At 64.8% G+C, this 14,194-nt stretch carries 16 protein-coding genes; 11 read left to right on the forward strand and 5 right to left on the reverse strand.

Annotated elements, in window-relative coordinates; all coding sequences use genetic code 11:
• Positions 1-71 precede the first annotated feature (71 nt).
• Positions 72-218, forward strand: a complete 147-nt coding sequence (locus tag BSG17_RS26970) for a hypothetical protein (RefSeq protein ID WP_170864775.1) — start codon at positions 72-74, stop codon at positions 216-218.
• Between the two features lie 225 nt (positions 219-443).
• Here BSG17_RS26970 and BSG17_RS10615 read toward each other — a convergent pair whose 3' ends face one another.
• Positions 444-725 (reverse strand): amphi-Trp domain-containing protein, encoded by a 282-nt coding sequence (locus BSG17_RS10615; RefSeq protein WP_089823772.1) that lies wholly within the window; start codon positions 723-725, stop codon positions 444-446.
• A 216-nt stretch (positions 726-941) separates the two neighbouring features.
• Between BSG17_RS10615 and BSG17_RS10620 the strand changes: the two genes are divergently transcribed.
• A complete protein-coding gene (locus tag BSG17_RS10620; protein WP_089823774.1) occupies positions 942-1,217 on the forward strand; it encodes a PadR family transcriptional regulator in 276 nt (91 codons plus the stop codon).
• A gap of 6 nt (positions 1,218-1,223) precedes the next feature.
• Here BSG17_RS10620 and BSG17_RS10625 read toward each other — a convergent pair whose 3' ends face one another.
• Positions 1,224-2,480 carry an AI-2E family transporter gene (locus BSG17_RS10625; protein WP_089823776.1) on the reverse strand — a complete coding sequence of 419 codons (1,257 nt, stop codon included), beginning with the start codon at positions 2,478-2,480 and terminating at the stop codon, positions 1,224-1,226.
• A gap of 97 nt (positions 2,481-2,577) precedes the next feature.
• Here BSG17_RS10625 and BSG17_RS10630 point away from each other — a divergent pair, with 97 nt between their 5' ends.
• Together BSG17_RS10630 and BSG17_RS10635 are read left to right on the forward strand one after the other, a co-directional pair.
• Positions 2,578-3,903: an MgtC/SapB family protein gene (locus BSG17_RS10630; RefSeq protein ID WP_089823778.1), complete on the forward strand. Its 1,326-nt coding sequence runs from the start codon at positions 2,578-2,580 to the stop codon at positions 3,901-3,903.
• A 43-nt stretch (positions 3,904-3,946) separates the two neighbouring features.
• A complete protein-coding gene (locus BSG17_RS10635) occupies positions 3,947-5,314 on the forward strand; it encodes an aminotransferase class III-fold pyridoxal phosphate-dependent enzyme (RefSeq protein WP_089823780.1) in 1,368 nt (455 codons plus the stop codon).
• Positions 5,315-5,351: 37 nt separating this feature from the next.
• Here the strand turns inward: BSG17_RS10635 and BSG17_RS10640 are convergent, their stop codons facing one another.
• Both BSG17_RS10640 and BSG17_RS10645 read right to left on the reverse strand, forming a co-directional pair.
• A complete protein-coding gene (locus tag BSG17_RS10640; protein WP_089823782.1) occupies positions 5,352-5,561 on the reverse strand; it encodes a TOBE domain-containing protein in 210 nt (69 codons plus the stop codon).
• A gap of 52 nt (positions 5,562-5,613) precedes the next feature.
• A complete protein-coding gene (locus BSG17_RS10645) occupies positions 5,614-5,937 on the reverse strand; it encodes a ribbon-helix-helix protein (protein ID WP_089823947.1) in 324 nt (107 codons plus the stop codon).
• A 171-nt stretch (positions 5,938-6,108) separates the two neighbouring features.
• Between BSG17_RS10645 and BSG17_RS10650 the strand changes: the two genes are divergently transcribed.
• From BSG17_RS10650 to BSG17_RS10660, 3 genes are all read left to right on the forward strand, one after another.
• A complete protein-coding gene (locus BSG17_RS10650) occupies positions 6,109-7,062 on the forward strand; it encodes an HhH-GPD family protein (protein WP_089823784.1) in 954 nt (317 codons plus the stop codon).
• Between the two features lie 234 nt (positions 7,063-7,296).
• A complete protein-coding gene (locus BSG17_RS10655; RefSeq protein ID WP_089823948.1) occupies positions 7,297-7,584 on the forward strand; it encodes an amphi-Trp domain-containing protein in 288 nt (95 codons plus the stop codon).
• Between the two features lie 4 nt (positions 7,585-7,588).
• Complete coding sequence (locus tag BSG17_RS10660; RefSeq protein WP_089823786.1) at positions 7,589-8,047, forward strand: pyridoxamine 5'-phosphate oxidase family protein; 459 nt, start codon at positions 7,589-7,591, stop codon at positions 8,045-8,047.
• 168 nt (positions 8,048-8,215) lie between these two features.
• Here the strand turns inward: BSG17_RS10660 and BSG17_RS10665 are convergent, their stop codons facing one another.
• The gene (locus BSG17_RS10665) at positions 8,216-10,960 is read right to left on the reverse strand and encodes a cation-translocating P-type ATPase (protein ID WP_089823788.1); all 2,745 of its coding nucleotides are present in this window, start codon (positions 10,958-10,960) and stop codon (positions 8,216-8,218) included.
• Positions 10,961-11,238: 278 nt separating this feature from the next.
• Between BSG17_RS10665 and BSG17_RS10670 the strand changes: the two genes are divergently transcribed.
• From BSG17_RS10670 to BSG17_RS10685, 4 genes are all read left to right on the forward strand, one after another.
• Positions 11,239-12,036 (forward strand): helix-turn-helix transcriptional regulator, encoded by a 798-nt coding sequence (locus BSG17_RS10670; RefSeq protein WP_139246590.1) that lies wholly within the window; start codon positions 11,239-11,241, stop codon positions 12,034-12,036.
• 82 nt (positions 12,037-12,118) lie between these two features.
• The gene (locus BSG17_RS10675; protein WP_089823792.1) at positions 12,119-12,700 is read left to right on the forward strand and encodes an NADPH-dependent FMN reductase; all 582 of its coding nucleotides are present in this window, start codon (positions 12,119-12,121) and stop codon (positions 12,698-12,700) included.
• Positions 12,701-12,796: 96 nt separating this feature from the next.
• On the forward strand, positions 12,797-13,384 hold the full coding sequence (locus BSG17_RS10680; RefSeq protein ID WP_089823794.1) for a thymidine kinase: 588 nt from the start codon (positions 12,797-12,799) through the stop codon (positions 13,382-13,384).
• 8 nt (positions 13,385-13,392) lie between these two features.
• Positions 13,393-14,013, forward strand: a complete 621-nt coding sequence (locus BSG17_RS10685; RefSeq protein ID WP_089823796.1) for a YIP1 family protein — start codon at positions 13,393-13,395, stop codon at positions 14,011-14,013.
• Positions 14,014-14,194: the final 181 nt, after the last annotated feature.

Consider the following 14,194-nt stretch of genomic DNA (forward strand, 5'->3'; position numbering starts at 1 on the left):
GTCGCCGGGCAGAGCGACGGTCCCGACAGCGCCCCACCGTACCCAAGTACCCGACCCTCGAACAACGCCCCATGCGAGACGAAGAGGAGATCCGCGAGCAGTACGAGTTCCTGAAAGAGCAGCTCGACGAGGAGGAGATGCGCCACCAAGGTGTCAGAGAGATGTTCACGTACTACAAGCGTGCGCTCGGGTGGGTGCTCGAAGAGGAGCACATTTGAGCGGTGATGTCGTCACGGAGACACGCCGTCGGACGGAGGTCGGTACGTTTAAGTACAAACGTGCGATAGAAGCAGGTGACGCTTCGCTTTGGAGGGCCGAAGCGTCAGCGGGGACCAATTCAGGGCGGCAAGCACTCACGCGATTTTCGCGTGGCTTGCTTTCCTTTTCACGAACTCGAGTGCAGAGCGGTGCGTCACGCAGACGGGCGAAAATCGAAGACCGAACTACTCGACCGAGAGCGTCGTGTCTTCGTCGGTCGCACCCTCGTCCCACTCGAGTTCGAGTTCGAGACTCAGCTCCGCAGGGCCGCCGCTCGTCGACGTCTCGCGTTCGGCCTTCACTTCGAACGTCGGCTGCGCGGGGACGTCGAGCGTCTGCGACTGTCCGCCCGACGAGAGTGTCAGCGACTCGCCGGCGTCGAGTTTGTCCGCGATAGAGCGGAGGTAGCTCGCGATCTCTGCACGGCTCTGTGGCGACTCCGATTTGAACAGCACTTCTTCGGGCATAGGCGTCAGAAGGTCTCACAGACGCTTAAATCCGCGCTGCTATCTGCGACAAAACATGTTTATGGACTGATATAGTAAATACAACAAACAACTCATCGTGGTTATCTTTTCTAGAGTCCGGAATCTGGCAATTAATAGGGATAGCACGGCTTTCTCTCTCGAATCGGCCGATATGTTTATTGTTATCAGACAAGAATTTCTACGCGGATATTACCGATGTACGACTTGACAGGCTTTCAGCGGGATCTGCTGTACGTGATCGCCGGGCTCGAAGAACCCCACGGGCTGGCCATCAAGGAAGAGCTCGAAGAGTACTACGAGAAGGAGATCCACCACGGGCGGCTGTATCCGAACCTCGACACGCTCGTCGACAAGGGGCTCGTCGAGAAGGGGCAACGTGACCGACGAACCAACTACTACACGCTGACACGGCGCGGTCGCCGCGAGATCGACGCCCGCAAAGACTGGGAGTCGCAGTACGTCGACGCCTGAGATCAGCTACTCTCCGCCCGTCCGAGTCGACCCGCCCGACTGCTCCGGGCCAACGTCGGGCCGCGTGTCGGTCGACTCTGCTGCGGGACGCTCGTCTTCGAGGGGGTCGATGAGTTCTCCGTCTGTCTCTCCGGGCGCGGCCAGTTCGTCGCCCAGATACACCGGGTCGACGACGTACGGTTTGATCTCCTTTCCGGCGACGAGTTCCGGGAGGACGATCCGGGCGAAGTTGACGACGAGGACGAGCAGTATCGGCAGGAGGAAGATACCGTACCAGCCGAAGAGGAGCGGTCCGAACGTGTACGCGAGCATCACGCTGCCGACGTGGAGACTGCGACCGGAGACGTAGGGGCGAAGCACGAGGTCGGGGATGGTATCGACGAGGACGAACGAGACGACGACGAACGCGGCGACGAACCAGATCGACTCCGGACCGGCGAACACGAGACTCTGGACGCCCATGTAGCCCGCGACGGGGACGTAGACGAGTTTCATCCCGACCACCGGGACGAGGCTGGCGACGCCGGCGAGCAGTCCGACGAGGGCGGCGGCGGGGATGCGGAGCTCCGGAGGCGCGAACACGTTCAACACGGTGTACGCGATGACCCCGATGGTACCGGTCAGTACGGCGTTGAGGATGTTGCCGAAGAAGACGCTGTCGAGGTCGGTGTCGACCGCCGCGAGGTAGGCGTCGAGCACCCCCTCGTCGTCGGCGAACCGCTTGCTGACCCAGCGGGAGATGCGATGATCGTCGCGGAGGAGATAGAAGGCGATAGCGACCATCACGAACAGGTGAACGAGACCCACGCCGACGACGGCGAAGGTGTCGGCGGCGGTGACGACCTGGTCGAGGCCCGCATCGAGACTCTCGAACGTGAGGTAGTCGCGCAACCCGGAGCGGTAGAGGGTCGCGGGGTCGGCCACCCCGCTGAGGACACCCAGATCGAGCGCCGTGTACGTACCGAGGTCGAACTGCGTCGACCGGGTGAGTTTGTTCACCTCTTTTCCGACGACGAGGAGTGCGTACAGCATCAACGCCAGGGCTGGGAGCGCGAGTGCGAACATCGAGACGGCAGCCGCCAGACTGGGCGGGTAGACGTGTGTTCGGAGATGTCGGTAGATCGGACGGGTCGCGTAGTACAGAAAGAGCCCAAAGACGAACGTGCCGACGAACGAGTAGACGACGAACAGGAGGGACGCAGCGAGGACGGCGCCGAGCGCCCACCACGCGGCGCGGGCTCGATCGAAGTCGAGTATCGACATACTAGAGCCCACCACGGAACTGTGAAAAACGTATCGCGGATCAAGAACGACACGTCGCGGCCTGAGAACTTAACCACGGGCCACGCGTAGTTCGACTATGCAGTTCTCCCCTCTCCCTCTCGACGTCGTCTGGCCGCTCGTTCTCCAACTCGAGGATCCGCTCGCCGCGCCGCTGCAGGACCCGGTCGTCCGCGTGGTGATCGCGGCGGCGCTCGGCCTCTTTCTCGGTCTCGAACGCGAGTGGTCGAAGAAGTCGGCCGGGATCCGGACCTTCTCGCTGACGAGTCTCGTCGCCGCGGTGTTCACCATCATCGCCGAGGAGTCCCCGCTCGGCGTAGCGCTTCTCACCGTCGGCGGCGTCCTCGTCATCGTGCAGGGAATCCTTCTGGCGGTACAGGGGCTCCAGACCGGCGAAGAGGACTCGCTGGCGCTGACGACGTCGGTGTCGCTGCTCGTCGCCTACGGCGTCGGCGTACTCGTCGCCTCGCGGTTCTTCGTCGCGGGCGTCGCCGTCGCCGTCATCTCCTCGTCGTTGCTCGTGCTCAAACGAGAGCTACACGGGTTCGCGGGAGGGTTGTCACGTCAGGAACTGCGGTCGACGACGGAGTTCGCCATCCTCGCGTTCGTCGTCTTCCCGCTTCTACCAGCCGAAGAGGAGGTGATGGGCGTCACCTTCGAACCCCGCGTCGCGTGGCTGATGGTCGTCACCGTCGCCGGGATCGGCATCGTCAACTACGCGCTCGTTCGTTCCTACGGCGGTCGCGGCATCGCCATCACGGGCTTCTTCGGCGGACTCGCCTCCTCGACGGCGGTCGTCGGGACGATGCTCGACCAGGTCCGCCAGCAACGCGAGTCGGTCGGCTTCGCCGTCGCCGGCGTGCTGCTCGCGAACGCCGCGATGGCACTCCGGAACCTCGGCATCGCCCTCGCGTTCACCGTCGCCGCGGATCGCCCGCCGCTCTGGCAGGCGGCGATCCCGCTCGGCGCGCTCGTGGTCGGGAGTTTCGTCGTCGCCCGCTTCACCGCCGACTGGGGTGAGGACGTCGCACTCGACCTCGAGAGCCCCTTCTCGATGAAGAACGTCCTCGCGTTCGGCGCGGTGTTCTTCCTCATCCTCGCGGTCGGGACGGTCGCCCAGGAGCAGTTCGGCAGCCTCGGCTTCTACGCGAGTGCGCTGGTGTCGGGGCTCGTCTCGTCGGCCGGGACGACCACCTCGGCCGTCCTGCTCTACCGCGGCGGCACCATCGAGGGGACCACCGCGATCGTCGGTATCCTCCTCGCGACGGCTTCGAGCGTCGTCGTCAAGGCCGGACTCGTCGCTGCCGCCGGCCCGCGCGACTTCGCGCGCCAGGTCGCCACGTGGAGCGCTCTCCTCCTCGTCGCCGCGGGCGGGGTGACGGCCGTCGTCGCAATATTTGGCTGAATCGTAACGAACGTCTTAACATACCGGTCTGCTAACCGACGGCATGAACAGAGACACCGTCGAGCCGCACGTCACGGCGCTGCCGGGCGAGCGCGCTCGCGAGTGGGTGGAGTACCACCACCAGAGCGCCGCGCCGAGCACGTACGTCTACGACTTCGTCTGGGACCTCTCGGGCGACGCGGAGGGGCCGTTCTGTACGGACGTCGACGGTAACGTCCTGATGGACTTCACGAGTCACGTCGCCGCCGCCCCGCTCGGGTACAACAACCCGAAGATCATGGACGAACTCCGGGAGTTCGACCTCGTCGACCCGCTGAAGATCGCCGGGCAGGACTTCTACGTGAGCGCGGGCGACGCACACACGCCCGAGGAGAGCGACTTCCCCGGTCCCGCCGGACTGATGGACCGACTGACCGACGCCACCGACCACTACGGGATGGATATGGTCTTCCTCTCGAACTCCGGGGCCGAGGCGGTCGAGAACGGCATCAAGATCGCCTACGACCACAGCGACGGCGCGAGGTACGCCGTCACCTTCGACGGCGCCTTCCACGGGCGGACGCTCGGCGCGCTCTCGTTGAACCGCTCGAAGGAGAAGTACCGCCGGAAGTTCCCCACCGTCTCGGGCGTCCACGACGTCCCCTACTGCGACGACCGTTCCTGCACGCCTGACAGCTGCGACTGCGGCTTCTTCGTCGGCGGCGACGACCCGGCCGAGAAGGTGTCGCTCCTCCGGAAGAAGCTCGACCCCGACCGCGGCCACATCAGCGCCGACGAGGTCGCCTACATCATCCTCGAACCGATCCAGGGCGAAGGCGGCTACCGCATCCCGAGCGACGCCTTCATGGACGAGATCGCCGCGCTGGCGACGGAGCACGACATCACGCTCGTCGCCGACGAGATCCAGTCCGGGATGGGGCGAACGGGGAAGATGTGGGGTGCGGACCACTACAACATCGAACCCGACGTCATCGCCGCCGCGAAGGGTCTCCGCGTCGGCGCGACGATCTCCCGGTCGGACGTCTTCCCCGACGAGAAGGGCCGTCTCTCCTCGACGTGGGGCGCGGGCGACATCATCGCCTCCCTACAGGGGGCGCTCACCATCGACGCCATCCACGAGTACGACCTGATGGACAACGCCACCGTTCGCGGCCGACAGTTCACAGAGACGATGCGGGACGCCGACCCGACCGGCGTCGTCGACGTCCGCGGAAAGGGGCTGATGCTCGCCCTCGAGTTCGATACCAAGGAGCGCCGCGACGCAGTCCAGGAGGCGGCGCTCCAGCGCGGCCTGCTGACGCTCTCGTGCGGCTACAAGGTGCTCCGCGTCCTGCCGCCGTTGGACGTGACGGAGCGCGAGATCGCGCTCGGGGCGGACCTGCTGTCGAAGGCGATCGCGGACGTCGCGTAGTCGGTTCTCCCGCTCTCGAAGCCGCGAGACCGACCGCTCAGTCCTTGTCGATCATCACTTCGCTCGCCTTGATGACGGCGCTGACCTCGTCGCCCTCCGCGAGGTCGAGGCGGTCGGCGGACGCTCGGGTGATCGTCGATGTGACCGTCTGTCCGTCGCCGAGTTCGACGACGATCTCCGCCATGATCTCGTCTTTTTTCAGTGACTTCACCGTTCCAGTCAGGTTGTTGCGGGCACTCAGTCCCATAGAGAGCTGTTGTCGAGTTGAGAACAAGTAGCTGCTGGCGGCCGGCCGACGGCTACATCTGGTAGCGACGTTCGTCGTCGCGCTGCGGATACTGGTCCTGTCCCGTCATCTCCTCGTAGGTCATCCCGGCGAGGAACTCGTCGTAGGTGACGTCGTAGCTCCGGCGCAGTTGGAAGTCCAGGTCGCCCGAGTCGACGCTGGACCGAAACAGCATGTGGACCGCCCGGCGGACGAGTTCGCTCGTGTCCTCCGTCTCGAAGACGGCCGCCAGCGTCGCCAGTTCGTTCTTCGCCTCGCGGTCGAGTTCCACGGTCAGGTCGTCGTCGAGGTCGGAGTAGGACGACTGGACGTCGTCGTTGAGGTCGTCGAGACTCATGCCGAGAGGGAGACGCGGGCGTCGGATACGCGTTTCGCTCCCGAGACCGTCGCGGCGACTGCCGTCGCGACGGCGTCGGAGCGACGCCGCCGAGAGACTCACGCCACGGGACCTGAGGCGGCACGGCGACGGACCACTACCCATAAACCTCCGCTCGCCCACCGCTCGACAATGACCGACGCGTCCGTCCCCGAGGAGCTACAGGACGTCGCCCCCGCACTCCCCGACGACAGCGACGAGGTCGACGCCGTCCGGCGCGCGCTCGTCGAGTGGTACGAAGACGACCACCGCGAGTTCCCGTGGCGACAGACGGACGACGCCTACGAGATCCTCGTCTCCGAGGTGATGAGCCAACAGACCCAGTTGGGTCGCGTCGTCGAGGCGTGGGAGGCGTTCCTCGACCGGTGGCCGACCGTCGACGCTCTCGCAGCGGCCGAGCGGAGCGACGTCGTCTCCTTCTGGACGAGTCACAGCCTCGGCTACAACAATCGGGCGAAGTATCTCCACGAGGCGGCACAGCAGGTCGTTGAGGAGTACGGTGGAGAGTTCCCTCGGTCGCCCGGCGAGTTAGAGGAGTTGATGGGCGTCGGTCCGTACACCGCCAACGCCGTCGCCTCGTTCGCGTTCAACACCGGCGACGCCGTCGTCGACACGAACGTCAAGCGCGTGCTCCACCGCGCGTTCGACGTGCCGGACGACGACGCGGCGTTCGAAGCCGTCGCGGGGTTCGTCATGCCCGACGGCGAGTCGCGCGTCTGGAACAACGCGATCATGGAACTGGGCGGGGTGGCCTGCGGGAAGACTCCCCGCTGCGACGAGGCGGGCTGTCCGTGGCGCGCGTGGTGTCACGCCTACGAGACGGGCGACTTCACCGCCCCCGACGTTCCGACCCAGCCCAGTTTCGAGGGGAGTCGGCGACAGTTCCGCGGGCGGATCGTCCGACTCCTGGGTGAACACGACGAGATGGAGTTGGATACACTCGGTCACCGAATCCGTGTGGACTACACCCCGGACGGCGAGCACGGTCGTGAGTGGCTCCGCGAACTCCTTTCGGATCTGACCGCGGACGGGTTAGTGGAGATCGACAGGACTGGCGAGGAGGCAAAGGCTCGTCTTCAGCGGTAGTGGCTAGCGTACTCGAAGTCGTCTATCCCAACTCAGCGATGCGGTGCCGTGGGATTCCTGCGTTGACGAGACACGCCGTGTCTCGGTCGCACGCCAGACCGCTCCACGTTCTGGGGGCGTCTTCAGGCACGGGGGGATGTCAAGGATCGCATCCCTTGTTCGTGGTGGAGGGTAGTTTCCCAAGTTCGAGAACGCTCCCCGTCGTTTATCGGGATGTCCGACGTACTACTCGGTATGAGAGAACTCGAAACCGAGACCGAGAAAACACGGGCAGAGATTGCGTCGTATCTCCGCGAATTAGCTGAACAACTCGACGGAGGTGGAGACGTAACACTCGAACTCGGCGGCCAGCAGGTGCGGTTGAATCCGACGGACCCCGTGACCTTCAAGCTGGAAGGCGAGTCGGACTGGACAGAGGGCGATACCGAGGCAAAACAGAGCATCGAGTTCGAGCTCGTTTGGTGGCGTGACGCTCAGACGCCGGAAGAGGGAAGGCTGGACATCAGCTCCGAGGGAGCGTGATCGTATGGAAGACGTCCGCTCAGTACGGATGAGTACGGAAGAACGGGACGACTTCTTAGGGAGTGGTGGAACGGGTGTCATCTCGTTCGATTCGTCGGACGACGGCCCCCCGTATACCCGACCAATTTCGTATGGATACGACGCAGATTCAGAGAATTTCTATTTCCGGCTTGCAATCGGCCCTGAGGACGCCGGAAAGCGAGATCTCATCGAAGAAGACGGAGAGGTTTCATTCGTTACGTACGACGAAACCGACCGTGGCTGGCGAAGCGTCGTCGCAACCGGCAGCCTGGAAGAGATCACGAAATCAGCACTCGACCCCGACGTCGCCGAGGCGATGCAGCGAGTGAAAATCCCCTTCGTGGACGTGTACGACAGTCATCCCCTTACGCTGGAGTTCCGATTCTTCCGGCTCACCCCGGACGAAGTTACTGGCCAACAACAAGCCGGAACCGGAGAGTGAGCAGATCGAAGAGAGCAGGGTACATCTCCTGTTGATTACCCTCGTCACGAATCACTCGCTGTAAGCCAGAGGAAGTCCTCTTCAGAACGAGTGGTTCGGCGGTCGCCTGTTCCCGTACTCACTGTTCGGAGAGAGGAGCAGGACTGAGGTACTCTCAGGCCTCGACCCCTACGCCTCCTTCTCGTGCGTTGTCGAGGGGGACTGTCCCTCCGTCTCGGAACGCGTGGGATACCGCGCTTTCCAGCTCAGTTTGTGGAGTTCGATAGCGACTGCGATGGTCAAAGCGACGGCACCGAGAACGAGCCACAGTTCCAGACCGACGGGCGCTGTTCCGAGAACTGCTTGGGCAGGTGGGAAGTACATCGCTCCGAGGTGAATCAGAAACGCCGCAGTCGTCCCTGTGAGCAGTATCGGGCTCTGCAGTGGCGACAGTCGAAACAGCGACGCCGTCTCTGACCTGGCGTTGCCGATGTTGACGATCTCGAACAGGACGATCAACAGTAGCAGGTGGTTCCGAGCGGCAGCCTCAGAGAGTCCCTGGTCCAGAAACCACACGAACGCTCCGAATCCGATCACGCCGATCACCAGCGCGGAAACGATCGTCCGTTCGATCATGATCCGATTGAAGACCCGCTCGTCGGGCGAGCGCGGCGGACGATTCAACACGTCCCCCTCTTTGGGTTCGAAGGCGAGGGCGACGTCTTGAATCCCGTTCGTGACGAGGTTCAACCAGAGAATCTGGACGGGCAACAGCGGGAGTGGCAGGCCGGCTGCGAGGCTCAACAGGACGAGCACCACTTCGCCAGCACCGGTGGAGATGAGCAGGAAGATGACCTTGCGGATGTTGTCGAAGGCCACACGACCCTGTTCGATGCCTGCGACTATCGTCGCGAAGTTGTCGTCGCTGATGACGAGTTCGGCCGCGTCGCGGGCGACGTCCGTGCCCATCTTTCCCATAGCGATGCCGATGTTCGCCTGGCGGAGTGCAGGGGCGTCGTTGACACCGTCACCCGTCACAGCCACATAATGTCCGATTCCTCGTGCGGCTTCGACGATCTCGAGTTTCTGATCCGGCGAGACGCGTGCGAACACCCGGGTCGTTTCGAGGATCTCTGCGATCTTCTCTTGGGAGGCGTCCATCAGTTCGGCCCCAGTGGTGACCTCGTCTGTCGACTCGGCAAGCCCGAGATCCCGGGCGATGGCGAGTGCCGTCTCCGGATGGTCCCCCGTGATCATCGTGACTGTGATGCCCGCCTGCTCCGCCGACGCAATCGCCTCCGCCGCGCCGGCCCGAAGCGGGTCGATCAACCCGAGGAAGCCCAGGAACGTCAGGTCAGTTGGTTCGGACGGCGGTTGCTCCAGCTCTGCGTCGGGTTCCACTGTTCCCTCCGCGACAGCGAGCACACGGTATCCGTCGTGAGCCATCTCGTTTGCCTGTCGCTTGAGCACTGGCTGTGAAAAGTCGCCCTCGCTTGCATCCGTGCACATCCCCAGAACGCGCTCGGGCGCGCCCTTGACGAATACACGCGCCTCGTCGTCTGTCCGGTGAAACGTCGCCGCATAGCGTTGCTCCGGCTCGAACGGAATCTCGTCGGTCTGTGGATACGCATCGAGGGCCGACTGGCGGGACCACCCGAGCTTACGACCGAGCGCGAGGAGGGCGACATCGGTCGGGTCACCGCGCCACGTCCACTCGTCGTTCCGTCGAGACAGGTGACCCTCGTTGCAGAGGACAGACGCTCGAGCGAGCCGAGACAACTCGTCTGCGAGGTCAGGCTCCGGCGGGTGTCCGTCTTGAAGCACGTTTCCCTCCGGGGCGTACCCCTCGCCGGTCACCTCGAACGACGTTCCATCAGGAAGCTGGACCTGTTTGACAGTCAGTTCGTTGGCGGTCAGCGTCCCGGTCTTGTCCGACGCGATCATCGTACAGCTCCCCAGTCCCTCGACAGCCACCAGACGGCGCACGATGACACCGACCTTGGCCATCCGCCGACTAGCGACGCCCAATGCGACCGTGATCCCGACGGGGAGCCCTTCGGGAATCGCCGACACGGCCAGTGCCACGGCGAACAGGAACATCTCGACTGCGTCGTACTGCTGGACGAAAATCCCGAGAAGCGCAGTGATCGTCGCGGCGACGAGGACGACGAGGCCGACGATGCGGGTGAACCGTTCCATGCGCGTCACGAGAGGTGGCTGCCCGCCCTCGACGGCCGTGACGTCCTCGGCCAACCGACCGACGACCGTGTCGGCGCCGGTTTCAACGACGACACCGCGGCCACGTCCACGATTGACCACAGTTCCAGCGTAGGCCATGTTGCGCCGATCTCCCAGTGGGGCCCGGTCGTCGCCTGTCCACTCCTCGTCTTTCAGGACGGGTGCTGACTCACCGGTGAGTGGCGACTCGTCGACCTCCAGACCGTGTGTGGAGACCAAACGAACGTCCGCGGGAACGCGGTAGCCCGATTCGAGGAGGACGACATCCCCCGGGACGACTTCTTCGCCCTCGATGTCGCGTGTCTCTCCATCTCGGACGACCGTCGCACGGGTACGGATGAGTTGCTGAAGCGCTTGGCTGCTGCGTTCCGCACGCCATTCCTGAGCACCGCCGACGAGCGCGTTGATCAACAGCACCGCGGCGATGAATCCGGCGTCAGTCTCCTCCCCGATGGCGAACGACACGACCGCCGCGACAGCGAGGATGTAAATGAGGGGGTTCTTGAACTGACGGAGAAGGATCTGCCAGACGGTGACCGGCTTCGCCTTCGGCAGGCGATTCGGTCCGTGTTCAGCGAGTCGGTCTGCGGCTTCTTCGGTCGAGAGGCCATCTGAATCGGCTTCGAGGGTATCGTAAATATGGCTGAGTCTCCGCGAATACCAGAGTTCGGTGTCTTTCGGAGAAGAGACAGCCATCGGTTACGGGGTGTACGCTGGGGGACGACTTAACTGTCAGTGGGCAGTACGGAAGACGGTGCTCCGCACTCCGCCTGGAGAGCTCCTTCGGGACGGAGTCGGTGTCGAGAACGACGATCTCGACGCCGAGAGACGGACCAGTAACGTGTCTGGCCGTCCCGTCGACCGGGACGCTGCACGCTACCCGATCGGTTCGATCGGGGAGAGCGTTAATTGAGAACCGAACCCCGATCACACGTTCCGCAACGCGTATGAGACAGACCGACAGTTCGTAAACCATGACAGCGCGACCCTCGACGATGGAAGTGATGGAGGTGCTGTTACGGCGGTCCTCGTTCGTCGAAGCGTTCGCCGAGGGTCAGAAAGACAAGCGGACGCTCGTCGAGGAGTTGTCGTGTTCCCGGTCGACCGTCGACCGGAGCATCCGGGAACTGGAGACGTTGGGAGTCGCCGAGTGCGTGGACGGGAAGTACTGTCTCACCCCCTTCGGAGAGATGGCTCGGACGGCGTTCGCCGACTTCGAGGAGCGTCTCGACCAGTGGTTTCGGTTCGCCCCGTTCCTGCAGTGGCTCCCGCACGACGAACTAGGACTGGACGTCGAGCTGCTCGCCGACGCCGACCTCTACCTCCCGGAACCGGGCGATCCGTGGGCGATGGTCAACCGACACGTGACGGTGGCAGCGCAGGCGAGCGAGATGCGGCTTGTACTCCCGTTGACCGGGTTGCACGCCCACCGGGTGATCCGTGAGCGCATCGTCGACGCGGGCGCGCAGGCGACGGTCGTCACCACGTCGGAGGTCGTCCATACCTACCAGTCGGACGACGCCTACGCGCCGCTCACCGAGGAGATGGCCGAGACCGAACGGTACGCGCTGTACCAGTACGACGACCCGGTCCCGTGCTTCGTCGGCCTCCTGGACGGAACCGTCCAGATCGGTGTCGACGACGGCGGCGAACCGAAGGCGCTCGTCGAAGGGGAGAGCCCAGCGCTCCGCGAGTGGGCGGAGGCGACGATCGACGAGTTCGAACGGGCGGCGACGCCGGTCGTCACCGCGGCCGAACCGGTCGAACACTGAGTCCGTCCCAGGTGTCGTCGATCCGTCGAGAGGCGGAAGACCGGCGGCACGCCTTTGTCGCTGCACCGAGAGTCTACCAGCCATGCCAGACGTTCACGTCGTCGCGCTCGGCGGGAGCCTCCGGGACGGCAGCCACACACGGCACGCACTGACCCACGTCCTCCGTGGCGTCGAAGCGGCGGGTGGCACCGGCGAGATCGTCGACCTCCGCGACTACGACTTGCCGGTGCTCGACGCCGACTACGACGAACAGGGCGACAGCGCCGAGTTGGCGGCGACGATCCGCGCGGCCGACGCAGTCGTCCTCGGGACGCCGATGTACCACGGGTCGTACTCGGGCGTCCTGAAGAACGCGCTCGACTACTGCGGGTTCGAGGAGTTCGAGGGGAAGACCGTCGGCCTGCTCGCCGTCTCGGGTGGGTCGTTCCCGGTGACGGCGCTCGACCATCTCCGGTCGGTCTGCCGCGCGCTCAACGCGTGGGTGATCCCCCATCAGGCGGCGATCCCCCGTGCTCACAGCGCGTTCGACGACGACGGAGCGTTCCGCGACGAGTCGACGGAGGAGCGCGTGCTCACGCTCGGCCGACGGGCCGTCGGGTTCGCCAACATCGAACAGGACCCAGCGACGTTCGAGAGCGGACAGAACAAGGGTGCCAGCGACTGAGGACGGGCAGTGACGGCCGCGGCAGCGGCCGCGACGCAGACTGTCCGAGGCGGGAGAATGAGTACGCATTTGAAGCGTTAGGTTCCGTGTTGGTTCATGCACGCCATCACCCGGAGCGGTTGGATCGAGGTCATCACCGGTTCCATGTTCTCGGGGAAGACGGAGGAGCTGCTCCGTCGCCTGCGCCGCGCGGAGATCGCAGAGCAGGAGGTCGCCGTCTTCAAGCCAGACGTCGACGACCGGTACGGCGAAGCCACTATCGGGTCGCACAACGGCCGACAGTGGGAGGCGACCGTCGTCGACGCCGAGGGAGACGGGATCTGGGAGATCCACGACGAGCTGAACGGCGAGAAGGTCGTCGCCGTCGACGAGGCGAACTTCTTCTCGACGGAACTCGTCGACGTGTGTGAGGTGTTAGCCGCCGACGGTCGCCGCGTCATCGTCTCCGGCACCGACCAGACGTTCCGCGGCGAACCGTTCGAACCGGTGCCGCAGCTCGTCGCACTGGCCGAGTACGTCGACAAACTGCGGGCCATCTGTACGATCTGCGGGGAACCCGCCACGCGCAACCAGCGGCTCATCGACGGCGAACCGGCCCACGCCGACGACCCGACCATCCTCGTCGGCGCGGAGGAGTCCTACGAGGCCCGATGTCGGAACTGTCATACCTTCCGCACCGACTAGAGACGGACGTGACTACCTGGGTCGAGAACCCCCGCGGCGGCCGCGAGCGCGGTCCGCGCGGCATCGTCCGCGCGTGGGCCGAAGTGCTGGTCCGGCCGCGGCGGTTCTTCCGCAACGGCGTCGCTCCCGGCGACCAGGCTCCGGGCCTCGTCTTCGGCGTGCTCGTCGCGCTCTGTTACGTCGGTGGACTGCTCTGGTTCACGCCCGAACGCGTGCTCGGCACCGAGTTCGTCCCGCTGCTCGCCGACAGCAGGGCGGCGACGAGTCTGCTGCTTCTCGTCGCGGTGACGCTGTTCGTCGCCCCGGCGACGATGCATCTGCTCGGCGCGCTCCAGACACTGCTACTCATCGCCACCGTCAGAGAGCGGGCGGGCGTGAGCGAGACGGTCCAGACCGTCGCCTACGCGGCCGCCCCCTGCGTCCTCGCGGGCTACCCTTCGCCCACGCTGCGACTCCTGTGTGCCGCTTACGGTGCCGTCCTGCTCGTCGTCGGCCTGAGCGTCGTCCACCGGACGACGCTCCTCCGCGCGACCGTCGCCGGCGCGGTCCCGGCGACGGTGCTCTTCGGGTACGGCTTCGGTGGGGTGGCGGCGGCGACGACGCTGCTGCGGACGGCCGGCGTGCTCTGAGCGGGTCGAGTAGCGGCAACGACACTCCGAGTGCGCAGAGCGAGTGGCGTCCCCTCGGACCGAATCGCACGACGGCGTGGTGACAGTTCGATCGAGAGACGGGAAATCCGACCCAGGTTCGCCGTCGAATCACCCCACGAGAACGACAGCAGACTTTCGACAACAGTTTTAGGCCGCGGTG

Origin of the sequence: Halogranum amylolyticum, assembly GCF_900110465.1 — an archaeon.
Taxonomy (GTDB): domain Archaea; phylum Halobacteriota; class Halobacteria; order Halobacteriales; family Haloferacaceae; genus Halogranum; species Halogranum amylolyticum.

What these genes read in the sequence shown, in the direction of transcription:
- BSG17_RS26970 (WP_170864775.1), top strand. Translation starts at nt 72, where the DNA reads ATGCGAGACGAAGAGGAGATCCGCGAGCAGTACGAGTTCCTGAAAGAG.
- BSG17_RS10615 (WP_089823772.1), bottom strand. Translation starts at nt 725, where the DNA reads ATGCCCGAAGAAGTGCTGTTCAAATCGGAGTCGCCACAGAGCCGTGCA.
- BSG17_RS10620 (WP_089823774.1), top strand. Translation starts at nt 942, where the DNA reads ATGTACGACTTGACAGGCTTTCAGCGGGATCTGCTGTACGTGATCGCC.
- BSG17_RS10625 (WP_089823776.1), bottom strand. Translation starts at nt 2,480, where the DNA reads ATGTCGATACTCGACTTCGATCGAGCCCGCGCCGCGTGGTGGGCGCTC.
- BSG17_RS10630 (WP_089823778.1), top strand. Translation starts at nt 2,578, where the DNA reads ATGCAGTTCTCCCCTCTCCCTCTCGACGTCGTCTGGCCGCTCGTTCTC.
- BSG17_RS10635 (WP_089823780.1), top strand. Translation starts at nt 3,947, where the DNA reads ATGAACAGAGACACCGTCGAGCCGCACGTCACGGCGCTGCCGGGCGAG.
- BSG17_RS10640 (WP_089823782.1), bottom strand. Translation starts at nt 5,561, where the DNA reads ATGGGACTGAGTGCCCGCAACAACCTGACTGGAACGGTGAAGTCACTG.
- BSG17_RS10645 (WP_089823947.1), bottom strand. Translation starts at nt 5,937, where the DNA reads ATGAGTCTCGACGACCTCAACGACGACGTCCAGTCGTCCTACTCCGAC.
- BSG17_RS10650 (WP_089823784.1), top strand. Translation starts at nt 6,109, where the DNA reads ATGACCGACGCGTCCGTCCCCGAGGAGCTACAGGACGTCGCCCCCGCA.
- BSG17_RS10655 (WP_089823948.1), top strand. Translation starts at nt 7,297, where the DNA reads ATGAGAGAACTCGAAACCGAGACCGAGAAAACACGGGCAGAGATTGCG.
- BSG17_RS10660 (WP_089823786.1), top strand. Translation starts at nt 7,589, where the DNA reads ATGGAAGACGTCCGCTCAGTACGGATGAGTACGGAAGAACGGGACGAC.
- BSG17_RS10665 (WP_089823788.1), bottom strand. Translation starts at nt 10,960, where the DNA reads ATGGCTGTCTCTTCTCCGAAAGACACCGAACTCTGGTATTCGCGGAGA.
- BSG17_RS10670 (WP_139246590.1), top strand. Translation starts at nt 11,239, where the DNA reads ATGACAGCGCGACCCTCGACGATGGAAGTGATGGAGGTGCTGTTACGG.
- BSG17_RS10675 (WP_089823792.1), top strand. Translation starts at nt 12,119, where the DNA reads ATGCCAGACGTTCACGTCGTCGCGCTCGGCGGGAGCCTCCGGGACGGC.
- BSG17_RS10680 (WP_089823794.1), top strand. Translation starts at nt 12,797, where the DNA reads ATGCACGCCATCACCCGGAGCGGTTGGATCGAGGTCATCACCGGTTCC.